The following is a 20,695-nucleotide window of genomic DNA, read 5'->3' as shown; positions in this document are numbered from 1 at the left end:
GCGCACATCACTTAAGGGCGGCAGTGCTTGCACAAGCCCCCTTTTTTGTTTCTAGAAATTGATTGCCTGAAAGCCTGTCCGGAGCAAGTATCAATTCTTAAGATGTTCCCGCTAAAAAACCCATGGCCAATCGGCCTTCGACTAAGAGCCTGACATACAGGCTCCGGGGTAAGTGATGCAGTCCATTCTCAGTGCGAGTTTCTTTGTTTCCGCGTCCGGGCTTATGTCGATGATTGCGGGTTTTTTCTGCTCTATCGTGATTGCCCGCCTGCTCGGAGCAGAAGGTACGGGGCTGACCGCCTTGGCGTCATGGGTGGCGATCACCGGAGCCATTGTGGCCGGCAGGGGAATTCCCGCAATCATATTGCGGTACATCTCACGCAAAAAAGAAACGCCGGAAGATCAGACCGGCCTTGTGACACAGCTCTACAGGAAATATATCCGCCTCGTTCTGATAGTCTGCTTCAGCTTTCTGCTTTACGGCCTCTATGATTATTTCACGATCGACATAAACAACGCGTTCGTCTGGGCGATTGCCGGGCTCATTTGCCTTGCTTACGCTCAAGGCCATTTCGTAGTCGCTGCCGACCATGGTCTTGGGCACTTTCATAGAACCGCTCAGAAGACCGCGATCGGATGCGCCCTGCAAATTCCCACCACGATTGCAGGTGCTTTTTTCCTGGGGCCTGCGGGCGCGATGCTGGGCTATCTCGCGCGCTACGTTCCCCAAGCTGTGGGTTTGAGGGATTACAGATCCAAATCCGGCACTGCGGATGTCGAGATCACGGACCAGATGGTCAGATATGGTCAAAGCAACTGGATATCCGTCCTGCTCGACACTTTGGTCAAGACACGCGTCGAACTCTTGTTCATCGGCTACTTTTTTACCGTCGTCGAAGTGGGTTATTTTGCGGCCGGGGTGACATTTTCCAGTCTGATTCTCCAGCTTTCTCTCTATTTGGCCGCAGGCCTGACCCCAAGCTTTGGCAAGTTCTTTGACGATGGTGCCACCGAGCAACTGAAGGTTTCCTACGACCGCTCGATAAGGTGGCTCACACTACTGCTGTTGCCTGTCAGCTTGGGAGGAGCCGTAATCATGCCGGAGCTTATTCCGCTGGCATACGGAAGTGACTTCTTGCCTGCAATCCCCGTAGCGTACACTCTTGTGCTCTTCTCCTTGCCACCGGCTCTTTCCTCTGTCCCCCTTTCCGCGATGCTCGCCTTCGAAAAAGACAGAAAAATTCTTTATATCAATGGATTGGCCGCATTCATCCTGATAACTCTGAACCTGATTTTTACGCCGATGTTCGGCGGTCTGGCAGCGGCATTGATCAGGGGCGCTACAGGTTTAGCAACGTTCCTCTGGCTGATTTATCACTGCCACACCCGTCTTGGCCTGAATATCAATCTCAACTCGCTGGCAAGAACTCTTGTTTCCGGGCTGGCCTGCGCGCTATGCGCCTACCTCGTTCTGGCGGAGTTGGGCGGGCTCTCCGGTGTGCTACTTGCGATACCGGTGGCAGCCGTCGTCTATTTGATCGCACTCAGGATCACGAAATCCATTCCGGGCGAAGAACTGGAAATAGTCGGAACCGCGCTCAATACCTACACTCCAACGCGTTTCAGAGCCCTAGTGAAGCCTGTGATTGCCGTTCTGGGGGCAACTCCCCGGAACTGAATTGAGGAAGTTTAATGTCTGAAACCGATACGTGCCCAGTTGCCTATGAAGGCCTTTCGGCACTCGTATCTTATCCGGTGGGCAGAGTCCGGTGTGAGACAGGTGTCCTGCTTTGCCGCCCCTGGGGGCGCGACGAGGTCTGTTGCAGAAAGTTCTACCGCACCCTGGCCGACGTCCTGGCCGCGTCCGGTTATCCCACTTTGCGCTTCGACTATTCAGGAACTGTCGACTCGCTCGATCCCGATGCGGATGAAGGCCTTGAAGACTGGGTGCGGGGAGCCGAAAAAAGTGCTGATGTTCTGAAGGACATCTCCGGCTGTGAAAGGATCGTGGTCTTCGGATTGGGCCTCGGTGCCGTTGTGTCTCATGAGTTGGCCGGGAGGCGGCATGATTTGTCGGGGGCCATCATCGCTGCGCCCATCGTCAACGGGCGCCGATATATCCGGGAAATAAACCTTCTCGCCAAGATGCTTTACGAGACGGAGCATATTCCGCTCAACCTTCTGGATACCAGAAAGACATCCGTTCTGGGAAACGTGATGCCCGGAAAAGTCGCGGAAGATGTGTCGCGCAAGAAGCTGGACGATCCGGCCACACTGACACAAATTCCGCTCTTGTTCTTTTCCAGAGGAAAGAACAAGAGCGACTGCAGCTACGCTAAAGATCTAAAGGCGCGGTCGAGACATGTTACAGTTAAAGAATTTCACGAGTTCGAGGACCTGACAGCGGAGGTATTGACTTCGAAAGTGCCCTTCGACCTGATCGAAAGCTGTCTTGGTTGGATGAGAGAAACGCAACCTGCGCGGAAAAGTTTTCCGGCTCCCGTCAACGCCGACAAATATCCTCCGGTTCTGACGGCAGACAACTTTACTGAAACAGCTGCATTTGTCGAGACCAGGAAAAAGAAGTTGCTGACGGTCACGACACGCCCGGTGTCCTGCTCGCCAGATGCTCCAGTTTTTATTTTCGGTAACACTGGCGGGTATGATCATCACGGCGGTCTGGCGCGGGATTCCGTGACCGCGGCCCGGGCTCTGGCCGAGGCGGGCGCCATATCCATCCGCTTTGATGGTTCGAACACCGGTGACAGCTATCCGGACCTACCTGCGGGCGAGGAAACCCTCTATTCCGAAACCTCAATCCAGGATTTTAAAAACATCGTTGATTTTGCGGCAGCCCGGTTCGAGGGCCCCATAACGCTGGTCGGCCGTTGCAGCAGTGCCTACTCGGCGTTTCATTTAGCCGCGCGCGATCAAAGGGTTCGCCAACTGATACTCGTGAACCAACTGAAATATATCTGGGATCCGAAAGTTCCGGTCAACTTGAAATATATGGGTCACAGATCGACCGAAGAATACAAAAAACGCCTCCTCGACCCTCAAATATTCAAGAGGCTATTCAAAGGACAGATCAATATCCGCGCTGCATCGCTCGGCATCGCAAGGCTGCTCAAACAAAGGACCGCGGAAAAGATCACGCCTTTCTTTCCGCGCATGACCAGCCTTGGTAGAATGAGGCTCGAAGCTTTGGATATGTTCGAAACGCTACGAGATCGAAATATCCCCGTTCACATTTTCTGTACCCTTGGAGATGAAAGCATCAACCTGCTCAAAGTCCATTTCGGGCCCAAGTTTGAAGCTTTTTCTCAGTTTCGAAATATTTCCTACAGCACCATTGGGGACTCGGATCATTGCCTGATGCCAGACCACGCGCGTCATGCCCTTACGGATCTGCTTCTCAAGGCCGCGCACTCACTTCAATCGACGGCAACGCGCAGCCAGTCATGAGTTGTAGCCTGTCGCGTTAAAGCACTGAGACCTGACACTTTGGGGGCTCATCAAGAGCGCCAGATCCGGCGGTTGGCTGCAAACCGATCTTCTTTTTGGCGCCGGGAGCAAGAGGGAACCAGTTCTCCTCCGGCTGATGCGTATCGCAGTTGATCTGCACGAACCTGATTAGCCGGTCCGTCTCAATTTCCAATTGAAAAAGCCCTGTCCGGCTTCTGCTTAACTCCGACCTGATCTCCAGCTGATGCAGCCCACGATCAAAACGGTCCGGAAAATGAAACGTCTCGGCCAGGACTTCACCTGTCTCCGTGTCCAGCATCCTCACCGCTGTCACATCATGCGAGGGCGGGCCGAAGCGGTAGGCATAGGTGACGTCGAAGAACGCACCGATCAGCTCAACCGCGTTGAGGGACTGCATGCTGTGCGGGTTGAGGATCAGATCCTTTCGTCCCGAGACCACCGGCACCTGACCGTCCCGCAGGCACTCAAGCGAGAGCGTGACCTGCTTTTCCTCGGGTCTTTCGTTGATGACATGAATGGCAAGGCCGCCGGTGCCTTCGTCGGTGAGCGAGACCTGAAGAGGACGGAAGGCCCGCTTCAGGGCGTAGAAGGCCGGCTTCGGCCTGCCGGCCGCGTCGATCACACCCCAGCCCGCTCCCATGGCGAGATCCTGGAAGGTCCAGACCAGCGCCCCCTGACAGGAGGAGCCTTCGCGCCGCCATTCGGCAAATGTCTGTTCCATGAGCTCGCCGGTCACCGCCCTGCCGAGATCGAGGTAACGATCCGGATCGCCGTAGCGCAGGGCTGCCGGGTCGATCCCGTATAGCGTTTTCAGATAGTGGTCGCGGACATCCTCGAAGTCCCAGCCCGCGCCGCGATCGCGCGGGACACGCGCTTTCCAGCGCGGATCGTGCCCGGGTTTGATGCCAGGCAGGCCTTCGTCGAGGCTGCGCTGTTCGGGGATGTTGGAAAAAGCCAGGCACTCGGCGGCGAAGCGGACATTGGCGCGGCGAGCGTCCTCCAGCGGGCGCAGATAGGCACCGACGCCGTAGTAGTGGGCGATGCCTTCTCCAGGTGAAAACGGCAGCACGCCACCTGATGGCGCATTCGGCACGTAAGGCACGTCGGGCCGGAGGCGGCCAGCCAGTTCCGGCAGGATTTCCTCGCACAGCGGACCTTTCCAGCGCTCTTCCGGCAGGCCCATCATGGCCCCCTGCTGATAGATCTCGCTGCCTCCGCACAGAACAGCCAGCGACGGGCTCCCTTGGGTTTTGGCAAGTTGGTCGTGGACCTCGGCGCGAACCTCCTGGACGAACGCCTCGTCCTTGACCGGGTAGTCGTAATTGGCGAACTGGAAATCCTGCCAGATCAGCAGGCCCAGATCGTCGCAAATGTCGAAAAATGCCCTGGTCTCGTAGAGCATGGTGCCGCCGATGCGCAGCATGTTCATGCCTGCGTCGCGGGCCGCTTCCAGAAGCGGCCGGTAGCTGTCCGCATCGCCGGGCAGGTTGAGCAGATCGGCACAGGTCCACACGGCGCCACGGCAGAAAACGGACACACCGTTGACCTTCAGGCCGAACCCCTTGCCGTCCAGGCCGTGATCGACGTCCAGGCGGCGGAAGCCGGTTTTTCCGAGGGAAAACCGCTGGTCACCCTCTTTTACAGAGACATCATACAGCGCAGGCGTGCCATGGGTGTGCGGCATCCAGGCGGTGACATCAGCCGGTCTCAGCACCGCCGTCCAGCGGCCGTCCTCCTGCCGGATCATTTCGGCTGTGGTTCCCGCACAGGACAGCTCGGGCGTACCGCCGGCGTTTTCGAGTTTCAGTGACACCGTGAGGGTTGCGCTGCCGTCCGGAGCGAGATCGGCGAGGATGTGCGTGCCGGTGATCCGGGGCGCGTCAGCCGGTTCAATCCGGATCGGCCGATAGGGGCCGACGGCGTGTATCTCCGGGCACCAGCCGGGCATGTGGCCCAGAAGCGTGGTGCGGATCAGGCGCAAGCCCTGCGAGGTCGCCAGTTGCGGCTTCCAGCGGGCGCGCGGCCCCCTGGCGTTCAGATGCGGTTCCAGCGCCCGGAAGCAGATTTCCAGTCTGTTGCTTTCCGACAGCTCGGCTTCAGCCTCATATCTTCGGAACATGTTCCGGCTGTCCAGAAGACGTTCGCCGTTCAGCCAGACTTCGGTGATCGTCGCAAGGCCGTCGAACGCCAGCCGGTAGCGGCCCGGTTCGGCGTCGAATTCCGTCCGGTACCAGGCGTCCCTGTCATGCAGCGGGTGCGGATTTTCAGGATCGTAAAGACCGGCGGCGGCAAGGGCTGAGGCGACCGTTCCGGGAACTTTCGCCGGAACGTCTTGCAATCGCATGTCCCCGGCCTCTTCAGAGCCAGGCGAACTTAGCGCGACGGTCCATTGCGCTGCGGCTAAATCGGCCATTCAGGCCTCGGCTGCGCTGACCACGGGCGCAAGGCTTGCCTCGCCGTCACCATAGTGCCGGTCAAGATGGCTCATCAGGCTGTCCCAGGCGGTCACCGCCGGAAGCAGACTTTCGTCAAGCCCCTGGAACTTCTTGCGCATCACCGCCCTGGCCAGCTTGAACTGAACCGTCTTGCAGGTGGTGGAAATCGCCTTGGCCTCGACAGCGGCTTCGGCAAGTCCGGGCCGTCCCTGCGCAGTCAACCAGTCCAGATATGAGGAAAACAGCTCGAAATTGGCGCCGAGCTGGCGCAGCGTATTGAAGGCATAAAGATGGAAGAAATCGAACGCGCGCTCGCTCACCTTCTCGACCTGCGCCGGGAACACCGCGGCGAATGCCGCCACCGGATTTTCGGCCGGCCTGCGCTTCAGGTGATGGCGCAACAGATCCTCGGAAACAGCCAGAATATGCTGCTGCGACGGCAGCCTGTCGGGGAATTTCACGAACTCGGTGTAGGGCAGGAACGGCATTGGGCCGGCATGCGCGCCGCGCTGGAACACGCCGTCGAAATCGTCGCCTTCCAGACGGTGCAGGCCGAGGCCGTGGAAATAGTCCATCGTCCGGTTTTCGAAGTCCATCCGGTTGACGGCGACGGTCGTCTTGCCGTGGGTCGCGTGGTAGCCGACGCCCTGTGTGTCGGGCAGGAAATAGCTGTCCACCTCGACCAGCGACAGGCGGCCGCGTTCGATCTGCTGCTGAACGTGGTTTTCCACCCGGTCGTAGATCGCCAGTTCGGTGACCTTCAGGCCATAGAGCGCTTCCAGATCCTCCAGAGGAACCTTGAAGAAGGTGAACTGATCGCCTTCGAAGTCCTGGGTGAGCGAATAGGCAAGGCAGGCTTCCGGCGGCAGGCCGAGCGACGGCAGAACCTCGATCCAGACATCAAGATAGCAGTTGGTCTCGGGCCAGTCGCGCTCCTGCGCATGCAGCGGGCTGCGCACGTAGGTGTCTGCACTCAAAGTGTCAAAGACGGCTTGCGTCATGGGGTGCTCGATCCTCTCAGCCCCAAAGGGCCGATCTGACGCCTTCAGGCCAACTGGCCGTGTCGAAGCCGTGATGGCGGAAAAGAGCGAGGGCAATCCGCTCGAGACCGAAGCCGACACAAGCGGTGTGCGCGGGAGCGCCGTCCGCCTGACGGATGTCCCAGGCCTTGCCGAAATTGTCCATGTGATAGTTGAAGCTCATGCAGGCGGTCGGATTTTCCTGCGAGGTGATCGGCACCAGCATTTCGAACTTCAGTTCCTGTTCGCGCTGACCTGACGCCATGATCTTGCCGGCGCGGCCGAAAAAAGGATCGTTGGCGACATCGACGTAATGCGGCAGCTCCAGCCGTTGCATCATGTCCTGGCCGCGCTTCTTCCAGGTTTCCCGGAAAGCCATGGTCTGGTCCGCGGAGCCGACACGTACATATTCGCGCTGGCGGAACATCTGCATCCGCGCCGGATCCTTGGAAGGTTCGTGCCGGAAACAGTAGGACTGAAGAGCGACATAAGCCCCCTCCTCCGCCAGAGGACCCCGCCGGGAGAGGATCGGGTAAAGCGGATAGCAGGCGGCAGGCGTGAGCGCGACCTGGGTCGGTTTCTGGCCCTTCGACCAGTCCTCGCCGGCGGCCATACATTGCAACAGACCCATATGGTCGTGATCGTTGCCACAAAAGGCATGAACCGTTCCCGCCAGCTGGGGGAAGCTCTTCATGTAACCGCTGGTTTCGAAATCCTGCATGGTCATGCCGGGCGGGAAGACCATGGCTTCGGAAATCTCGTCCTTGCCGTAGGAAAGCGCGAAGGTTTCGAACCTCGAAATAACATCCTCGAATTCACCGCTGCGGGCATAAAGACCGTCGACACCGCTATCGTGCAGCACCCCTTTGGAGAAGAGCTGATCCAGAAAAGAGACTTGCGCGTCCATCATTTACCCCAAAAGGCTTGTGTCTTGCTTGTTGACCAGCAGCATTGTCGACGTGTTGCCCAGAATGCGGTCGTTGGAAATCATCAACTGGGCGGAATGGGCATCGCGCAGATGCCGGCCGAGGCTGAAAGGCGTGCCGTTCTTGTATCCGGCAATGCCGCAGATCAGCATGCAGTGGTTGATGATCGTCAGGATGGTCTGCGAGGTGCCGATCTTGATGTTGTTCATGGCGACCGAGAAACTCATCGCGTTCAGCGCATCGCCGTCGCCCTTGGCGCCCTCGAACTGCTTGAGGCCGGCGACCACATTGGCCTTGACCAGTTGCAACAGGCTTGAGGCCTCGGCGAGGCGCAGTGCGCCGGGAGGCACCTGACCCGGCGTCTTGCGCGCGGCGGCCTTGACGAAGCTCTGGGCGCGCGCCACCGCATCCGCGGCGATCCCGTACCAGAGCGCACCCCACAACAGGTGAGACACGGCCAGCATGGACTGGGCGGCAATCTCGGCGAAGGGACGCGGCAGGATCTGTTCGGCGGGCGCTTCCGCCTTGAAGATATAGCCGTCGGAACAGGTGCCGCGCATGCCGAGCGTGTCCCATTTGCTGGTCTGCTCGAGCGTGTATTGATCCTTCAGGAAAATCGTCGCGACCTGATCGGAATGGGCGGCGTCCGGATGACGGCGGGAGGTGACCATGATGGCATCGGCCTTGGCGCCGTAGGAGATCACGGTGGCATCCTTGGTCAGGCGGACAATGTCCCCCTCGACCTCGGTCGCACACAGCGAGTTGCGAAGGTTGCCGCCAATGCCCGCTTCACTGGTCGCGGAGGCAATCAGGAGCTGGTCGTCGCAGATCCGTTTCTGGAACGCCTCATGCCAGTTGCTACCCGGCGCGTAATCGGCAAGGCTCGCGATCTGGATCTGGTGCATGGCGTAGGTCATGGCGGTGGCGGCGCAGGCCTGGCCGAGGATCGCGCAGACATTGGCGACTTCGGTGAGGCTTGCCCCCTCGCCGCCGAACTCCGGACGGATCATGATGCCCAGCAGCCGCTCGGCTTTCAGCGCTTCCATGCCCTCGGCGGGGAACCGGCCCTCGGTATCGACCCGATCGGCAAATTCGGCAGCGACCTTGGCGGCGCGTTTGGCCCGGTCTGTCAGAGCCAGAGCGGTGATCTTGCTGGCAGCGGTCATCGATCAGGCAGCCTGTTCTTCGACGATTTCGGAAAGCGCCGCCGCAATGGCGTCGACGGAGGAGAACGACTTGCGGTTCAGCAGATGCTCGGGAAACTCGATGTCGAATTCCTCTTCGAGAGCCAGCATCACCTGAACCGATGCAAAGGAAGACAGACCGGCGTCGTAAAGATCCGCACCGTCATCGATGCTTTCAATTGCGCCGGGCAGGTTGCCGTGTTTCGCCAGGAGGGTCCGAATAGCCTGTTTCATGTCAATCCTTGCCATATCTGCCGGTTACCGTGAACCGATGACTGTGTTTAGAAGCACTATTTCTCGCAAAAAAAGAATAAACTGTACTTAAGAGGCATGGTAAAAAATTACAAATCAACTTTAGTTAAATTTTGTTAAGTAAACAAAGTGTAAACATCACTGACCACACCCCGGAAATCGGCTTCGATTTCAGCGCATCAGCAGAAGTATCTATAAAATTATGTTTTCAAGTACCTTTGCGGCACTCAAACCATCCGGCTCAGCACGCCGTCCCGGCGGATTATACCGTGATAGAGCGCCGCAGCGATGTGCATCAGGACTGCGGCCGTAAAGAGCAGGCCGAGAATTTCGTGGACCGCGAAAAGCTGCTCTGCGAGGGCGCGGTCCTTGGCAACGATGGCAGGCATGGTGAACACGCCGAAGACCGATATCGAAGCTCCATAGGCGGATGTCGCCACCCATCCGATGAACGGATTGACCAGCAGGAAGAGATATAAAAAGACGTGAGTGGCCTTCGCCGCCAACTGTTGCACAGGGGGAATATCGGCCGGAAGGGGTGCCGGAGGGTGGGTCAGCCGATAAGCCAGCCGGATGACCGTCAGGATCATCAGAACCACTCCGACAGAGCGATGGAAGTCGAAGAGCTGGTTCTGCAGCGGTCCGCCGCTGATCCGGATCATGATCAGACCGGCCGGCACCATCGACAGCACCAGAAGCGCCGTCAGCCAGTGGATGGAACGCGCAATAAGGCTGTAACGCTCATTCACTTCGGCCATGCCGGTCTCTCCCTCAATGTCTCCTCTACCTTAGATCAACCGGCTTTCACTTTGAAACAGGGGAACGCAGAAAAGTTACCGGCCCCGATCAAGGAGCGGATGGCGGAAAGGCTGCGAAATCGATGTGGCCGACCTCCACGTGAAGCTCGCCGGAGCGGATCTTCCGCTGACGATCAGCCCACCATGCATTCAGAGAACTTTCGTCCAGCCCGAGTTCTTGGCCGACACGACGCCAGCCCTGCAGAAATTCCAACAGGAACCCTTCAGAAGCGGATCCAACCTGCCAGTCGGACGATCCGCGAACCACGCTGTATCCTTGCGCTTCAAAAAGGCCGGCGGCCCGCTCCGCGGCGTCCGGTCCAAGCGCCGGACCGAAGCCCTTGTCGGATTTCTGATGTGCGTTCAAGGCCGCGCCCAGGATCGCATCAAAGGGATGGGAAGGTTCGAATGCCGTGCGTCCGTCATATGTCAGGCTGGCAAGAAACGGTTTTCCGGCCCGGACGATCCGGTCGGTGAGACGGCGCAGGAAACCGTCTGAAACAAGATCCAGAAAAGCCGATGTCGTCACCGCATCCACATCCGCGAGCGGCAGATCCTCAAGGTTCCCGGAAAGATCGAGCTGACGGGTTTCCAACCTTTCACCGGTTGCTTTTTTCCAGCGCGAAGCCGCGACCTCCAGAAGGGCCGGATCATGATCGGTGAGCAACCAGGTCACCGGCTGGCGAAACTTGCCGTGCAGGGCGGCGACCGTCGATCCGGCGCCGCTCGCCAGATCGAGGATACGCAGGGGTCTTTCGGGCAACTGCGCCAGAAATGCCTCCTCGACTTCGGCATTTCTCGCCGCAAGGTCGAGCGGCTCGCGCAAGGCCAGCCATTCAGATGAAAATCCGCTCATTCGGCAAGCTCCTGCAGGGTTCGGGAAAATTGCGCGGCAGCGTCCGGCCAACCTGGAAGCGCTGCGGCGGCGATCCGGGCGGCAGCCGCCATTTGCGAGCGTGCCGCAGCATCGGTGATCAAAAGTTCCAAGGCGTCGCGCAGCGCTCCGACGTTTTCAACGCCGCAATAAATCGAAGCCCCTTCAGGCAAGGTGTCCCGCACGGCGCCGTCGCCGCTGCCGATAACCGGCAGGCCGTGGGCCAGGGCTTCCGTATAGGCCATGCCGTATCCCTCGTAACGGCTGGCAAGCACGAAGATTTCCGCATTGCTGTAATAGCTCGTGAGGTCCTCAGGCGAAACGGCGCCGCGAAACGTAATCCGCCCGGCAAGGTTCAGATCCTCGATCTGGCGAAGCAAAGAACGATAGCAGGCGGGATCGGCCTCCAGACCTCCGACAATCTCAAGATGCCAATTGTTGTCCGGTAGTCCGGAGAGGCCCTGAAACAGCAGGTCATAGCCTTTTCTCGGCACAATTGTTCCGACGGCAAGCAGCCTGACCACATTCGAGCGCTCACCCGGAACGGCTTTCGGGTGGTCGGTTCCGGGCAGGACAACGGTTATCCGGTCTGGCGGATATTCAAACAGATCGGCCACCTGGCGGGCGGTTGCGGGACTGGTGACGATCACGTGCCGGGCGAAGGCAAGCGCCTTGTGCTCGCTTTCGCGCATTGCCTCGGCCTTTTCCGGTGTCAGGCCATTTTCCAGGCACAGCGGATGATGGACGAGCGCGACCAGGCACAGGTGATTGCCAAGCGCCTCCGCTGCGGCCGCCATCACGCCGAAGGCCAGCCCGTCGATCACCACAAGTGCGCCTGAAGGCAGTGCAGCGAGCTGCTTTTCCGCCGAAGCCAGGGTCATCTCCGAAGCTTGGGGAAACTCCTCACCGAGAGGCACAAGCTCTACCCGCCAGCCGAGATCGCGCAACCCGGCAATGATCCGCCGGTCGTAGCCATAACCGCCGGTCGGCGTCTCCAGGTTTCCCGGAAAGGCGAAGAAGAGCTGTTTCATGCCGAGGTCAGATCGCGGCTTCATACCAGGCTCGGGCGACATGGGATTCCGAGATCGTCACCCGGATCGCGCCGAGCTCGCTTCCCGGCCGGCCGAGCCGGTCCTCCCGTGCGGCTTTCGCCAGATGGTCGTGAATATGTTTGGTGAGAAACTCCGTCGTGGTGTTGGTACCGGTAAACGCGGGTACTTCGTCGAGGTTCTTGTAATTGAGCGGCTGCAGCACTTCCTTCAGGGCGTCATGCGCGCGGCCGATGTCGATGACAACGCCGTTTGCATCCAGCGTTTCGGCCAGAAAGGCCGCGTCGATGACGAATGTCGCCCCGTGAAGCGCCTGTGCGGGGCCGAAAAGCTCGCCCTTGAAAGAGTGGGCAATCATCACGTGGTCGCGAACTTCAACAGCATACATGTCACTAGGATCCTGAAATTTCAGTGGGAGAATGGAGGTGTGAAGGGATCAGCCCGGCGCGTCTTCATAGACGACCAGAGCCGTCAGCACATCGGAAGCCTTGTTCAACAATTCGGGAAGCTGCGCGGGAAGATCCGGAAAATCCACCCGGTGGCTGATCAGCCGGTCCAGAGCCGGGTCCTGCAACAGGGACAGGGCGGTTTCCAGCCGACGCCGGAATGTCCAGCGGGCCTGCCGCTCCACCGGGATGGTGCCCACCTGACTGGAGACCAGCTTCAACCGGCGGCAATGGAAATCCGCGCCCAGCGGCGCCAGAACATCGCCGGAGCCATACCAGCTCATTTCAATAACGGTGGTTCCGTCGCCGGCGCAGCCCAGCGCCGTGGCAAGACCGGCCGAGCTGGCGCTGGTGTGAAACACGAGGTCCTGATCGCGCGGAGCCTGTTCGGGAAGCGCGAAGTCCAGGTCCAGATCCGCGGCCGTTCCTGCCCTGGCGGCATTCGTGTCAATCAGCGTCACCCTCGTTCCGGGAAGCCTGCTTGCCAGATAGGCGGTCAACAATCCGACAACTCCGCCGCCAACCACGCAGATGTGATCCCCAGGTGATGGTTTTCCGTCCCATAAAGCGTTGATCGCGGTTTCCATATTGGCCGCCAGAACCGCTCTTTCGGCCGGAATGCCGGCCGGAACAGGCACGCAGGCACTGGATGGGAGAACAAAAACGCTTTGATGCGGATAGAGCGAAAAAACGAGACGCCCGGCCAGGTCAGGATCGCCTTCAAGCACCCGGCCCACGTTGGCGTAGCCGTATTTGACCGGGAAAGGAAAGTCACCGGCCTGAAAGGGAGCCCGCATCCGTTGCCATTCGCTTTCAGGAACTTCTCCGCGGAAAACCAGGCCTTCGGTGCCCCGGCTGATACCGCTGAAGAGAGTCCGGACCAGAACATCGCCGGCCTGCGGCACTTCGCACGGCACGACATCGATTGCGCATTGCGCCGGGCCGGTATACCAGAGCGCCTGCGAGAGGGGTGTGTTGCCCGTCACCGCCATAATTCCGCTCTTCCTTTACCGTTCATGATCATCCGCACCGCCTCTGTCAACGTAAGGACACTTTGACATGCGCACTAACGCCATGATCGCCCTGATTGGAAGTCAAAAAAATGTTTCGGGTCTTTGACATGACTTTATCCGATAAAGCAGCTGCCGGCATGACCGCAAGACGCGGTATCTTCTCCGTGCTCGTCATTGCCAGTTTCATCGGACTGGCCGCACTGATGACGGTCACGCTTTCGCCCGGCGGATATTCGGCGCTCGACCTGTTCATCCTGTTTTGTTTCATGGTGACGCTGCCCTGGACGATCATCGGATTCTGGAATGCGGTCATCGGCCTTCTGGTGATGCGGCTGGCCCGAAATCCGATAGAGACCGTTTGCCCGATCAACCCGGGCGCGGGTCCGCTGACAAGTTCGACGGCGCTGTTGTCGTGTATTCGCGACGAGGACGTTGCCAGCCTGGAAATCAGTCTCAGCGCCATGATGACGCATCTGGTCCGGGCAGGCGAGGCGGAACACTTCACTTTTTACGTGCTCAGCGACACCTCGATGGACGACATCGCCCTCAGGGAACAGCAGATGGCGGCCCGCCTTGGGGAGAGGTTCCAGGGCCAGATGGAAGTTCATTACCGGCGGCGCGCCAAGAACACCGGCTACAAGGCCGGAAACATCGAAGACTTCTGCCGGCGCTGGGGCGACAGGCACGATTTCGCGCTGGTGCTCGATGCGGACAGCTTCATGTCGGCGGAGGCCATTACCGGCCTTGTCAGACGCATGGAAGCCAATCCCAGGGTCGGAATTCTGCAGAGCCTCGTAGTCGGGTTGCCGACCGAGAGCGCCTTTGCCCGTGTCTTCCAGTTCGGCATGCGGCTCGGTATGCGCTCCTATACAATGGGCAGTGCCTGGTGGCAGGGCGATTGCGGACCCTATTGGGGCCATAACGCCATCCTCCGCCTGAAGCCGTTCACCGACCATTGCAAACTGCCGGAGCTGCCGGGAAAAGGTCCGCTGGCCGGTCCAATCCTGTCGCACGACCAGGTGGAAGCGGTGCTGATGCGCCGTGCCGGATACGAAGTGCGTGTCCTGCCGCTTGAAACCGGCAGCTATGAGGTCAATCCGCCGCATCTGCTGGAATTCATCCGCCGCGACCTGCGCTGGTGCCAGGGCAACCTGCAATACCGCCGGCTGCTCGGCATGCCGGGATTGAAGGCCGTCAGCCGTGTGCAACTCTTTCTGGCGATTCTGATGTTCCTGGGATCCCCGGCATGGATCGGCTTCATGACCGCCGCTGCCATACTTGGAATGGTGGCCGATGAAATGCCCTATCGTGCCGACACCGGTGCGCTCCTGTTCTTCAGCGTGCTGACAATGGTGTTCGCCGCCAAGCTGGCGACGGTCGCCGATGTTCTGGCACGGGCGGATCTGCGCAAGGCGTTCGGTGGACCGCTGCGCGTTCTGATCAGCGTTTTCACGGAAATTCTTTATGCAGCCATGCTGGCGCCTGTGATGGCCGTCGCCCATACCCTGTTCATGGGCGGGCTCATCTTCGGCAAGACCATCGGCTGGGGTGCACAGGCACGGGGTGTTTCGCGGTTGCCGGTGCTGCTCACCGCCCGCAAGCTCTGGCCGCAGACCCTGTTCGGGCTGGCCGGGCTGGCATGGCTCTCGGGGCAGCAGATCGGCCTGGTCTGGCCGGTTATTCCGGTCGCCCTTGGGCCGCTCCTGGCGATCGTGATTGCGGTGACGACGTCAACCCGGACACTCGGCATGCTCGCGCTGCGCTCGACGCTGTGGTGCATCCCGGAAGAAACCGCACCGCCTGCCGAGCTCGGCGACCTGCATCTTCCCGCGCTCGCAAAGAGCCGTGTTCCGACAACAGCTCCGAAGGATCTCGTTCAGGGCGACGCCAATCCGGCGGAAGCCTGATCCTGTCACGAAAGCAGCCGGAAGCGCTTTGCGTTCAAATTGACCTATTGAAAACTCAGGCGGCGTTGGACGATGCTAGGGGCTGGGTCAGGAGGGCGTAGATCTCTTCCGCGTCGGAGGAGCTGCGGATGCCCTGCGTGACGACAGTGTCCCTCAATTGCCGCGCAATCCTGGCCAGAGCCTTGAGGTGATCGGCGCCAGCGCCTTCGGGTGCCAGCAGCAGAAAGATCAGGTCCACAGGTTCGTCATCGAGAGAATCGAATTCGACCGGCTTCTTGAGCTTGGCAAACAGGCCGACAAGCCTGTCGAGACGGATGAGCTTGCCGTGCGGGATGGCAATGCCATGACCGACACCGGTGGAGCCCAGACGCTCACGCTGAAGAAGCGTATCGAAAATTTCGCGTTCGGAAAGACCGGTCAGCTCCGCTGCCCTGGACGCGAGTTCCTGGATAGCCTGTTTCTTGCTTTTGGCCTTCAGGTCGGCAATGACCGCGTCTTTACCCAGAAGATCACTAAGATCCATTCGTTCGCCTACAAGTTTCGGAAGTCGGCTTCCCTGGGGAAGCCGACCTCGTCCGCATCTTTATTCGGCGGCCACACTGGCCACCAACGCCGGGTCAATCCAGCCTATATTGCCATCCGGCCGGCGGTAAACAACGTTGACACCGCCGTTTGCCGCATTTTTGAACATGACAACCGGTGCTTCGGTCAGATCCAGCTCCATGACCGCCATGCCGACGGTCATTGTCTTGATTTTCGCAGAGGTCTCGGCAATGACGAGCGGATTGAAATCCACCGGCACTTCCTCATCCTCTTCCGGTGAGGCGAGCACGTAAGATGCCGCCTCGAGTGCCTCACGGCCGTTGCCGCTGTGGCTATGATGGTCCTTCAGCTTGCGCTTGTAGCGCCGCAACCTTTTCTCGATCTTTTCCGCAGCAAGATCGAAGCTATTGCGCGGATCCTGGTCCTGCGCAGAGACCTGCAACAGTATCCCGGTATCGAGATGCAGGTTGCATTCCGACTTGAAGCCGGCGCCCTCCCTGCTGAGCGTAACGTGGCCTGTGTAACCGCCCGTGAAGTATTTTGACAGGGCATCTTCAATTCGGTCTGTGATGTGGACGCGCAGTGCGTCACCGACATCGACATTCTTACCCGAAATCCGCAAAGCCATGGGGACCTCTTCTTTTCTATTGACCGACAGGTCACCGGCAATGTCGCCGGTGTTGAAACGCGATACGTTTCAAGCTTGCAGAATGGACCAGTCAGCGCCGAAGCGCCATCCCCTGTTTACCTCACGAGGGCGGTCCTATAATTGCGTCAACGCGAAGAGTCAAACGTTTCGGGAAAAGAATCCCCGCGCCAAAGAAACACGGAGCGAATTCAGTGTTTTCTTTCAGTGGACATCTGCGGAAAAGAAGTGAAACCACATGGCCGGAACCCGGCTAACCAGCATCATGTGCCTCAAATTTGCGAGTTCTTCTCGCGCCGGCGCTGTACCGAAGATCCGATTTTCATCGCTTCACGATATTTTGCTACCGTCCTGCGGGCGATATCGATGCCGTCATCCCTCAGAATTTTGACAATAGTATCGTCGGACAGGATCGCCTTGACGTCTTCGGCGTCGATCATCTGCCGGATTCTGTGGCGCACGGCTTCCGCCGAATGCGCATCGTCGCCGCCCACCGTCGCCGAAATGGCGGAGGAGAAGAAGTACTTCAGTTCATAGATGCCGCGCGGCGTCGACATGTACTTGTTGGACGTCACGCGGCTGACCGTGGATTCGTGCATGCTGATGGCTTCGGCTACGGTCTTCAGGTTCAGGGGGCGCAAGTGCGCAATGCCATAGGTAAGAAAGCCGTCCTGCTGCCGGACAATTTCCGTCGAGACCTTGAGGATGGTCCGGGCGCGCTGGTCCAGGCTTTTCGCCAGCCAGTTGGCCGTCTGCAGCGAGTCAGTGAGGTATTCCTTTTCCGTATCGTTGCGCGCTGTCTTGATGACCTTCGCATAGTAGGTCTGGTTGACGAGCACCCTGGGCAAGGTGTCGGAATTCAGCTCCACCGTCCAGCTGCCGTCGTTGGCGGGACGCACAAAGACATCCGGGACGACGGGTTGTACGAGAGATGAGCCGAACACGCTGCCGGGTTTCGGATCGAGCGCGCGGATCTCCGCGATCATCTCCATGAGATCCTCGTCATCCACACCGCAGGTTTTCCTCAACGCGGCAAGATCACGCCTGGCAAGCAGCTCGATGTTGTCGATCAGCGCTTCCATCGCCGGATCGAAACGGTTCTTGTCGATCAGTTGCAGCTTCAGGCATTCGGCCAGATTGCGCGCAAAGACACCGGCAGGTTCAAAGGTCTGAAGCACGCTCAGCACCCGTTCCAAACGGTCCGTGTCGACGCCGAGCTGTTCCGCCGCCTCGTCGAGATCCAGATAGAGATAGCCGTTCTCGTCGAGGGAATTGATCAGATGGCCGCCGATCAGCTTGTCCGCCGCGTCGCTCAGGGCAAGATGCATCTGCTCTTCGAGCCAGGCACTCAGAGATATTTCCTCGGCAACGAAAGCCTCGAGGTTGTAGTCATCCGAGGCGCTGCCGCTGGAGGCATTCTTGTAGCTGTCGCCGGACTTGAGAAGGGCCGGATCGGGCGACGCGGGAACACCTGGCTCATCGGGAAACACATTGCCGAGATCGGTATCCATGCGGGAGGCGATGGCTTCCGACCCGGTCTCCAGATCGCTTTGCATCCAATCGCTCGCAACAGCTTCGTCACCGGCCGGGGCAACGCTTTCATCGCCCTGCGAGCCCTGATCAGACAAGCCTGCGGTGTCTCCGTCGCCCGCGGATCCGCCGGCGTCGTTGTCTCCCACGTCCGACTTTTCGAGAAGCGGATTGCGTTCAAGCTCGGCTTCGACATAGTCGACAAGGTCGAGATTGGACATTTGCAGAAGCTTGATCGCCTGCATCAATTGCGGCGTCATGATCAGCGACTGGCTCTGTCGCATCTCCAGCTTTGTCGAAATGGCCATTAATGTCCCGGGCGCCGTTTGAGTGAAAGGCGATTGGTCTGGTTTTTGCTTATCGCTTGTTACAGACCTTATAACCTAGGCAGCCACCTGTCATCAAAGCGTAAATTGTTCACCCAGGTACAATCGCCGGACATCCGGGTTGGTGACGATTTCCTGCGGAAGGCCTTCGGTGAGAACCTCACCGGACGCGATGATATAGGCCCGGTCGATCAGGCCCAGTGTTTCGCGCACATTGTGATCGGTGATCAGAACGCCGATACCGCGCTGCGTCAGGTGACGCACAAGCTGCTGGATGTCCCCGACGGCGATCGGGTCGATGCCGGCAAAGGGTTCGTCGAGCAGCATGAAGGACGGCCGGCTTGCCAGGGCACGGGCAATTTCCACTCGGCGGCGCTCACCACCCGAGAGTGAAATGCTCGGCGCCTTGCGCAAATGGGTCAGGCCGAATTCCGCAAGGAGCGAATCGAGTTCTTCCCGGCGTTTCTGGCGGCTGGGTTCGATCACTTCCAGAACCGCGCGAATGTTCTCCTCCACGGTCAGCCCGCGAAAGATCGACGCTTCCTGAGGCAGGTAGCCAATGCCGAGGCGGGCACGCCGGTACATGGGCATGCGGGTGATGTCGAAGCCGTCCAGAAAGATCTTGCCCTGATCCGGACGGATCAACCCGGTGATCATGTAGAATGTCGTCGTCTTGCCGGCGCCGTTCGGTCCGAGGAGACCGACAGCTTCGCCGGGTCTCACGGTCAGGCTGACATATTTCACGACCTGACGGCGACCATAGGTCTTGCCGATGCCCTCGACGACCAGAGCCCGGGAAAGATCTTCCTCCCGCCCAGCCGGTTCCGGCGCGCTTGCCTGCGGCCCGTCATAATCCATGGAGGTTATCTTCACCGATGTGTCGTCCATCCAATCCTTGCCGCAGGTTCACATAAGATCTGCGACAGGCTGTGTCGAGTCAGATCAGGGTTTCGCACCCGGGGCAACCCGCATTCTTGTCGATGCCGGCCGGTTCAAGGTTCAATTGCTGTCTTCTACGCTGTTCGGCTGAATGCGGACCTTCACCCTGCCGCTCCCCTGGCCCGAGCCGCTTCCCTGCCCGGCTGTCAGGTTCGCCTGACCGGTCTTCAGGTTGACGGTCAGCCTCTTGCCGACAACCACGTTCGGACCCTGGCTGAGCACGACCTCGTTGCCGGTCATCACCATGAATTCCCGGTTCATGTCGAAGCTGGCTTCATCACCCTTGGCCGTCTGGTCCTTGGAGGAAATGAAGACGCCTCCGGCCGCTTCCAGACGGGAGATCTTCTGCTGGACCGAACCCTCGGCCTGGTTCTCACCGTCGCCGGCATAAAAGACCTTCAGGCGTTGTGTTTTCAGGCTCGTTTCGCCCTGGATGACAACCACGTCGCCGACAAAGGTCGCCGTGTTGTTGCCGTCTTCGACACGCAGTTCGCCGGCCTCGATCTCGATCGGCTCACCCTCGTTCGATCCAAACCCCGCAAAAGCATCGGAAAAAGTCTGCGCCTGCGCGGAGCCAAAAAACAGGACCGCTGCAGACGCTATCAATATGCGTTTGAAAAATATCATTGCTCACCGTCCTTCGAAACCGGATTGATGGTCATCCTGATACCATCGGAAAACCTGACGAGACCCTTGTTCTCGTCATAGGAAAGTCTGCCTGCAACAACATGCCCCTGATCGGAGCGGATTGAAACAGGTTCCGACGTGGTCAATGCGCCATTGCTCAAATCAATCTCCACGTCCTTCAGATCCACCTTGTAGCCTTCGCTCCAGTCAAGCTGAATGCCTTCATAGAGACGCAGGGTTTCGGACGCGTTGTTGTAGGTTCCCTTGAGCGCGACGACTTCAGCGCTCTGGTCGGCACTCAGGACGATGTCGGCCCGGATCGTCTCCAGATCGATGATGCGCGGATCGGTCAGGCGCTGAATGGCGCGGCGCGCGGTCACCTTGTAGGAGCGCTCGCCGTCATGGCCGGACAACTCCGGCTGATCCATGACCAGGCCTTCGCTGGTCAGCATCACATTCGAGGCGCCGAAGCCGCTGAGGATGTTGAACAGAACAACCATACCGGCCATGCCGGCGAAAATCAGGAACCCGACCAGCGGAAAGACCCAGCGCAGGATGCGGACAAGCAGACTGTGCCTGCGCGCAGCCCGCTGTACCCGGCTCTGCGGCCTGCGCAGGGCGGGCCTGGGAGCTCCAACTCCCGGATGTTCGCTGACAACGCTCAACAAGGTCTCCGAAAACCAAAGGGCCGACAGG

At 59.3% G+C, this 20,695-nt stretch carries 19 protein-coding genes; 3 read left to right on the top strand and 16 right to left on the bottom strand.

The genetic code is table 11. The features are described 5' to 3' along the window. The first annotated feature begins 175 nt into the window (after positions 1-175). Both Q1B40_RS03155 and Q1B40_RS03150 read left to right on the top strand, forming a co-directional pair. Positions 176-1,678, top strand: a complete 1,503-nt coding sequence (locus Q1B40_RS03155; RefSeq protein ID WP_299809893.1) for a lipopolysaccharide biosynthesis protein — start codon at positions 176-178, stop codon at positions 1,676-1,678. Positions 1,679-1,692: 14 nt separating this feature from the next. Continuing rightward, positions 1,693-3,465, top strand: coding sequence for an alpha/beta hydrolase (locus tag Q1B40_RS03150; protein ID WP_299809890.1), 1,773 nt, complete (start codon positions 1,693-1,695; stop codon positions 3,463-3,465). 16 nt (positions 3,466-3,481) lie between these two features. On the opposite strand, the gene Q1B40_RS03145 is transcribed toward Q1B40_RS03150, so the two are convergent. From Q1B40_RS03145 to Q1B40_RS03100, 10 genes are all read right to left on the bottom strand, one after another. Next, entirely contained in the window at positions 3,482-5,830 is a 2,349-nt protein-coding gene (locus tag Q1B40_RS03145; protein WP_299809888.1) for a glycoside hydrolase family 2 protein, read from the bottom strand. Between the two features lie 69 nt (positions 5,831-5,899). Further along, complete coding sequence (locus Q1B40_RS03140) at positions 5,900-6,922, bottom strand: DUF1839 family protein (protein WP_299809885.1); 1,023 nt, start codon at positions 6,920-6,922, stop codon at positions 5,900-5,902. Positions 6,923-6,938: 16 nt separating this feature from the next. Continuing rightward, positions 6,939-7,847 (bottom strand): amino acid--[acyl-carrier-protein] ligase, encoded by a 909-nt coding sequence (locus Q1B40_RS03135; RefSeq protein WP_299812511.1) that lies wholly within the window; start codon positions 7,845-7,847, stop codon positions 6,939-6,941. 3 nt (positions 7,848-7,850) lie between these two features. Beyond that, positions 7,851-9,032, bottom strand: coding sequence for an acyl-CoA dehydrogenase family protein (locus Q1B40_RS03130; protein WP_299809882.1), 1,182 nt, complete (start codon positions 9,030-9,032; stop codon positions 7,851-7,853). A 3-nt stretch (positions 9,033-9,035) separates the two neighbouring features. Further along, positions 9,036-9,284, bottom strand: a complete 249-nt coding sequence (locus tag Q1B40_RS03125) for an acyl carrier protein (protein WP_068411523.1) — start codon at positions 9,282-9,284, stop codon at positions 9,036-9,038. Positions 9,285-9,529: 245 nt separating this feature from the next. Further along, entirely contained in the window at positions 9,530-10,060 is a 531-nt protein-coding gene (locus Q1B40_RS03120) for a cytochrome b (protein WP_299809876.1), read from the bottom strand. Positions 10,061-10,148: 88 nt separating this feature from the next. After that, a complete protein-coding gene (locus Q1B40_RS03115; protein WP_299809873.1) occupies positions 10,149-10,955 on the bottom strand; it encodes a class I SAM-dependent methyltransferase in 807 nt (268 codons plus the stop codon). After that, positions 10,952-12,028, bottom strand: coding sequence for a glycosyltransferase family 4 protein (locus Q1B40_RS03110; protein WP_299809870.1), 1,077 nt, complete (start codon positions 12,026-12,028; stop codon positions 10,952-10,954). The genes Q1B40_RS03115 and Q1B40_RS03110 overlap by 4 nt, the downstream gene beginning before the upstream one ends. Beyond that, a complete protein-coding gene (locus tag Q1B40_RS03105; protein ID WP_299809867.1) occupies positions 12,012-12,410 on the bottom strand; it encodes a 6-carboxytetrahydropterin synthase in 399 nt (132 codons plus the stop codon). Before Q1B40_RS03105 ends, Q1B40_RS03110 begins: the two co-directional genes overlap by 17 nt. Before the next feature lie 48 nt (positions 12,411-12,458). Next, positions 12,459-13,460 carry a zinc-binding alcohol dehydrogenase gene (locus Q1B40_RS03100; protein ID WP_299809865.1) on the bottom strand — a complete coding sequence of 334 codons (1,002 nt, stop codon included), beginning with the start codon at positions 13,458-13,460 and terminating at the stop codon, positions 12,459-12,461. A gap of 110 nt (positions 13,461-13,570) precedes the next feature. Between Q1B40_RS03100 and mdoH the strand changes: the two genes are divergently transcribed. After that, complete coding sequence (mdoH, locus tag Q1B40_RS03095) at positions 13,571-15,388, top strand: glucans biosynthesis glucosyltransferase MdoH (protein ID WP_299809863.1); 1,818 nt, start codon at positions 13,571-13,573, stop codon at positions 15,386-15,388. Between the two features lie 55 nt (positions 15,389-15,443). On the opposite strand, the gene ptsN is transcribed toward mdoH, so the two are convergent. The 6 genes from ptsN to lptC all read right to left on the bottom strand — a co-directional run bounded on the left by ptsN (position 15,444) and on the right by lptC (position 20,664). Further along, the gene (ptsN, locus tag Q1B40_RS03090) at positions 15,444-15,911 is read right to left on the bottom strand and encodes a PTS IIA-like nitrogen regulatory protein PtsN (RefSeq protein WP_299809861.1); all 468 of its coding nucleotides are present in this window, start codon (positions 15,909-15,911) and stop codon (positions 15,444-15,446) included. A gap of 60 nt (positions 15,912-15,971) precedes the next feature. Next, a complete protein-coding gene (gene raiA, locus Q1B40_RS03085; RefSeq protein WP_068411526.1) occupies positions 15,972-16,559 on the bottom strand; it encodes a ribosome-associated translation inhibitor RaiA in 588 nt (195 codons plus the stop codon). Positions 16,560-16,849: 290 nt separating this feature from the next. After that, positions 16,850-18,415 (bottom strand): RNA polymerase factor sigma-54, encoded by a 1,566-nt coding sequence (gene rpoN / locus Q1B40_RS03080; protein ID WP_299809854.1) that lies wholly within the window; start codon positions 18,413-18,415, stop codon positions 16,850-16,852. Between the two features lie 93 nt (positions 18,416-18,508). Beyond that, positions 18,509-19,321, bottom strand: a complete 813-nt coding sequence (gene lptB, locus Q1B40_RS03075) for an LPS export ABC transporter ATP-binding protein (RefSeq protein WP_299809852.1) — start codon at positions 19,319-19,321, stop codon at positions 18,509-18,511. A 111-nt stretch (positions 19,322-19,432) separates the two neighbouring features. Further along, positions 19,433-19,999 carry an LptA/OstA family protein gene (locus Q1B40_RS03070; RefSeq protein ID WP_299809850.1) on the bottom strand — a complete coding sequence of 189 codons (567 nt, stop codon included), beginning with the start codon at positions 19,997-19,999 and terminating at the stop codon, positions 19,433-19,435. After that, on the bottom strand, positions 19,996-20,664 hold the full coding sequence (lptC, locus tag Q1B40_RS03065; RefSeq protein WP_299809848.1) for an LPS export ABC transporter periplasmic protein LptC: 669 nt from the start codon (positions 20,662-20,664) through the stop codon (positions 19,996-19,998). The genes Q1B40_RS03070 and lptC overlap by 4 nt, the downstream gene beginning before the upstream one ends. Positions 20,665-20,695: the final 31 nt, after the last annotated feature.

The organism is uncultured Roseibium sp., assembly GCF_947496995.1.
GTDB lineage: Bacteria > Pseudomonadota > Alphaproteobacteria > Rhizobiales > Stappiaceae > Roseibium.
Note: the sequence above shows the minus strand (reverse complement) of the source record. Positions and strands in the feature narration are given on the sequence as shown.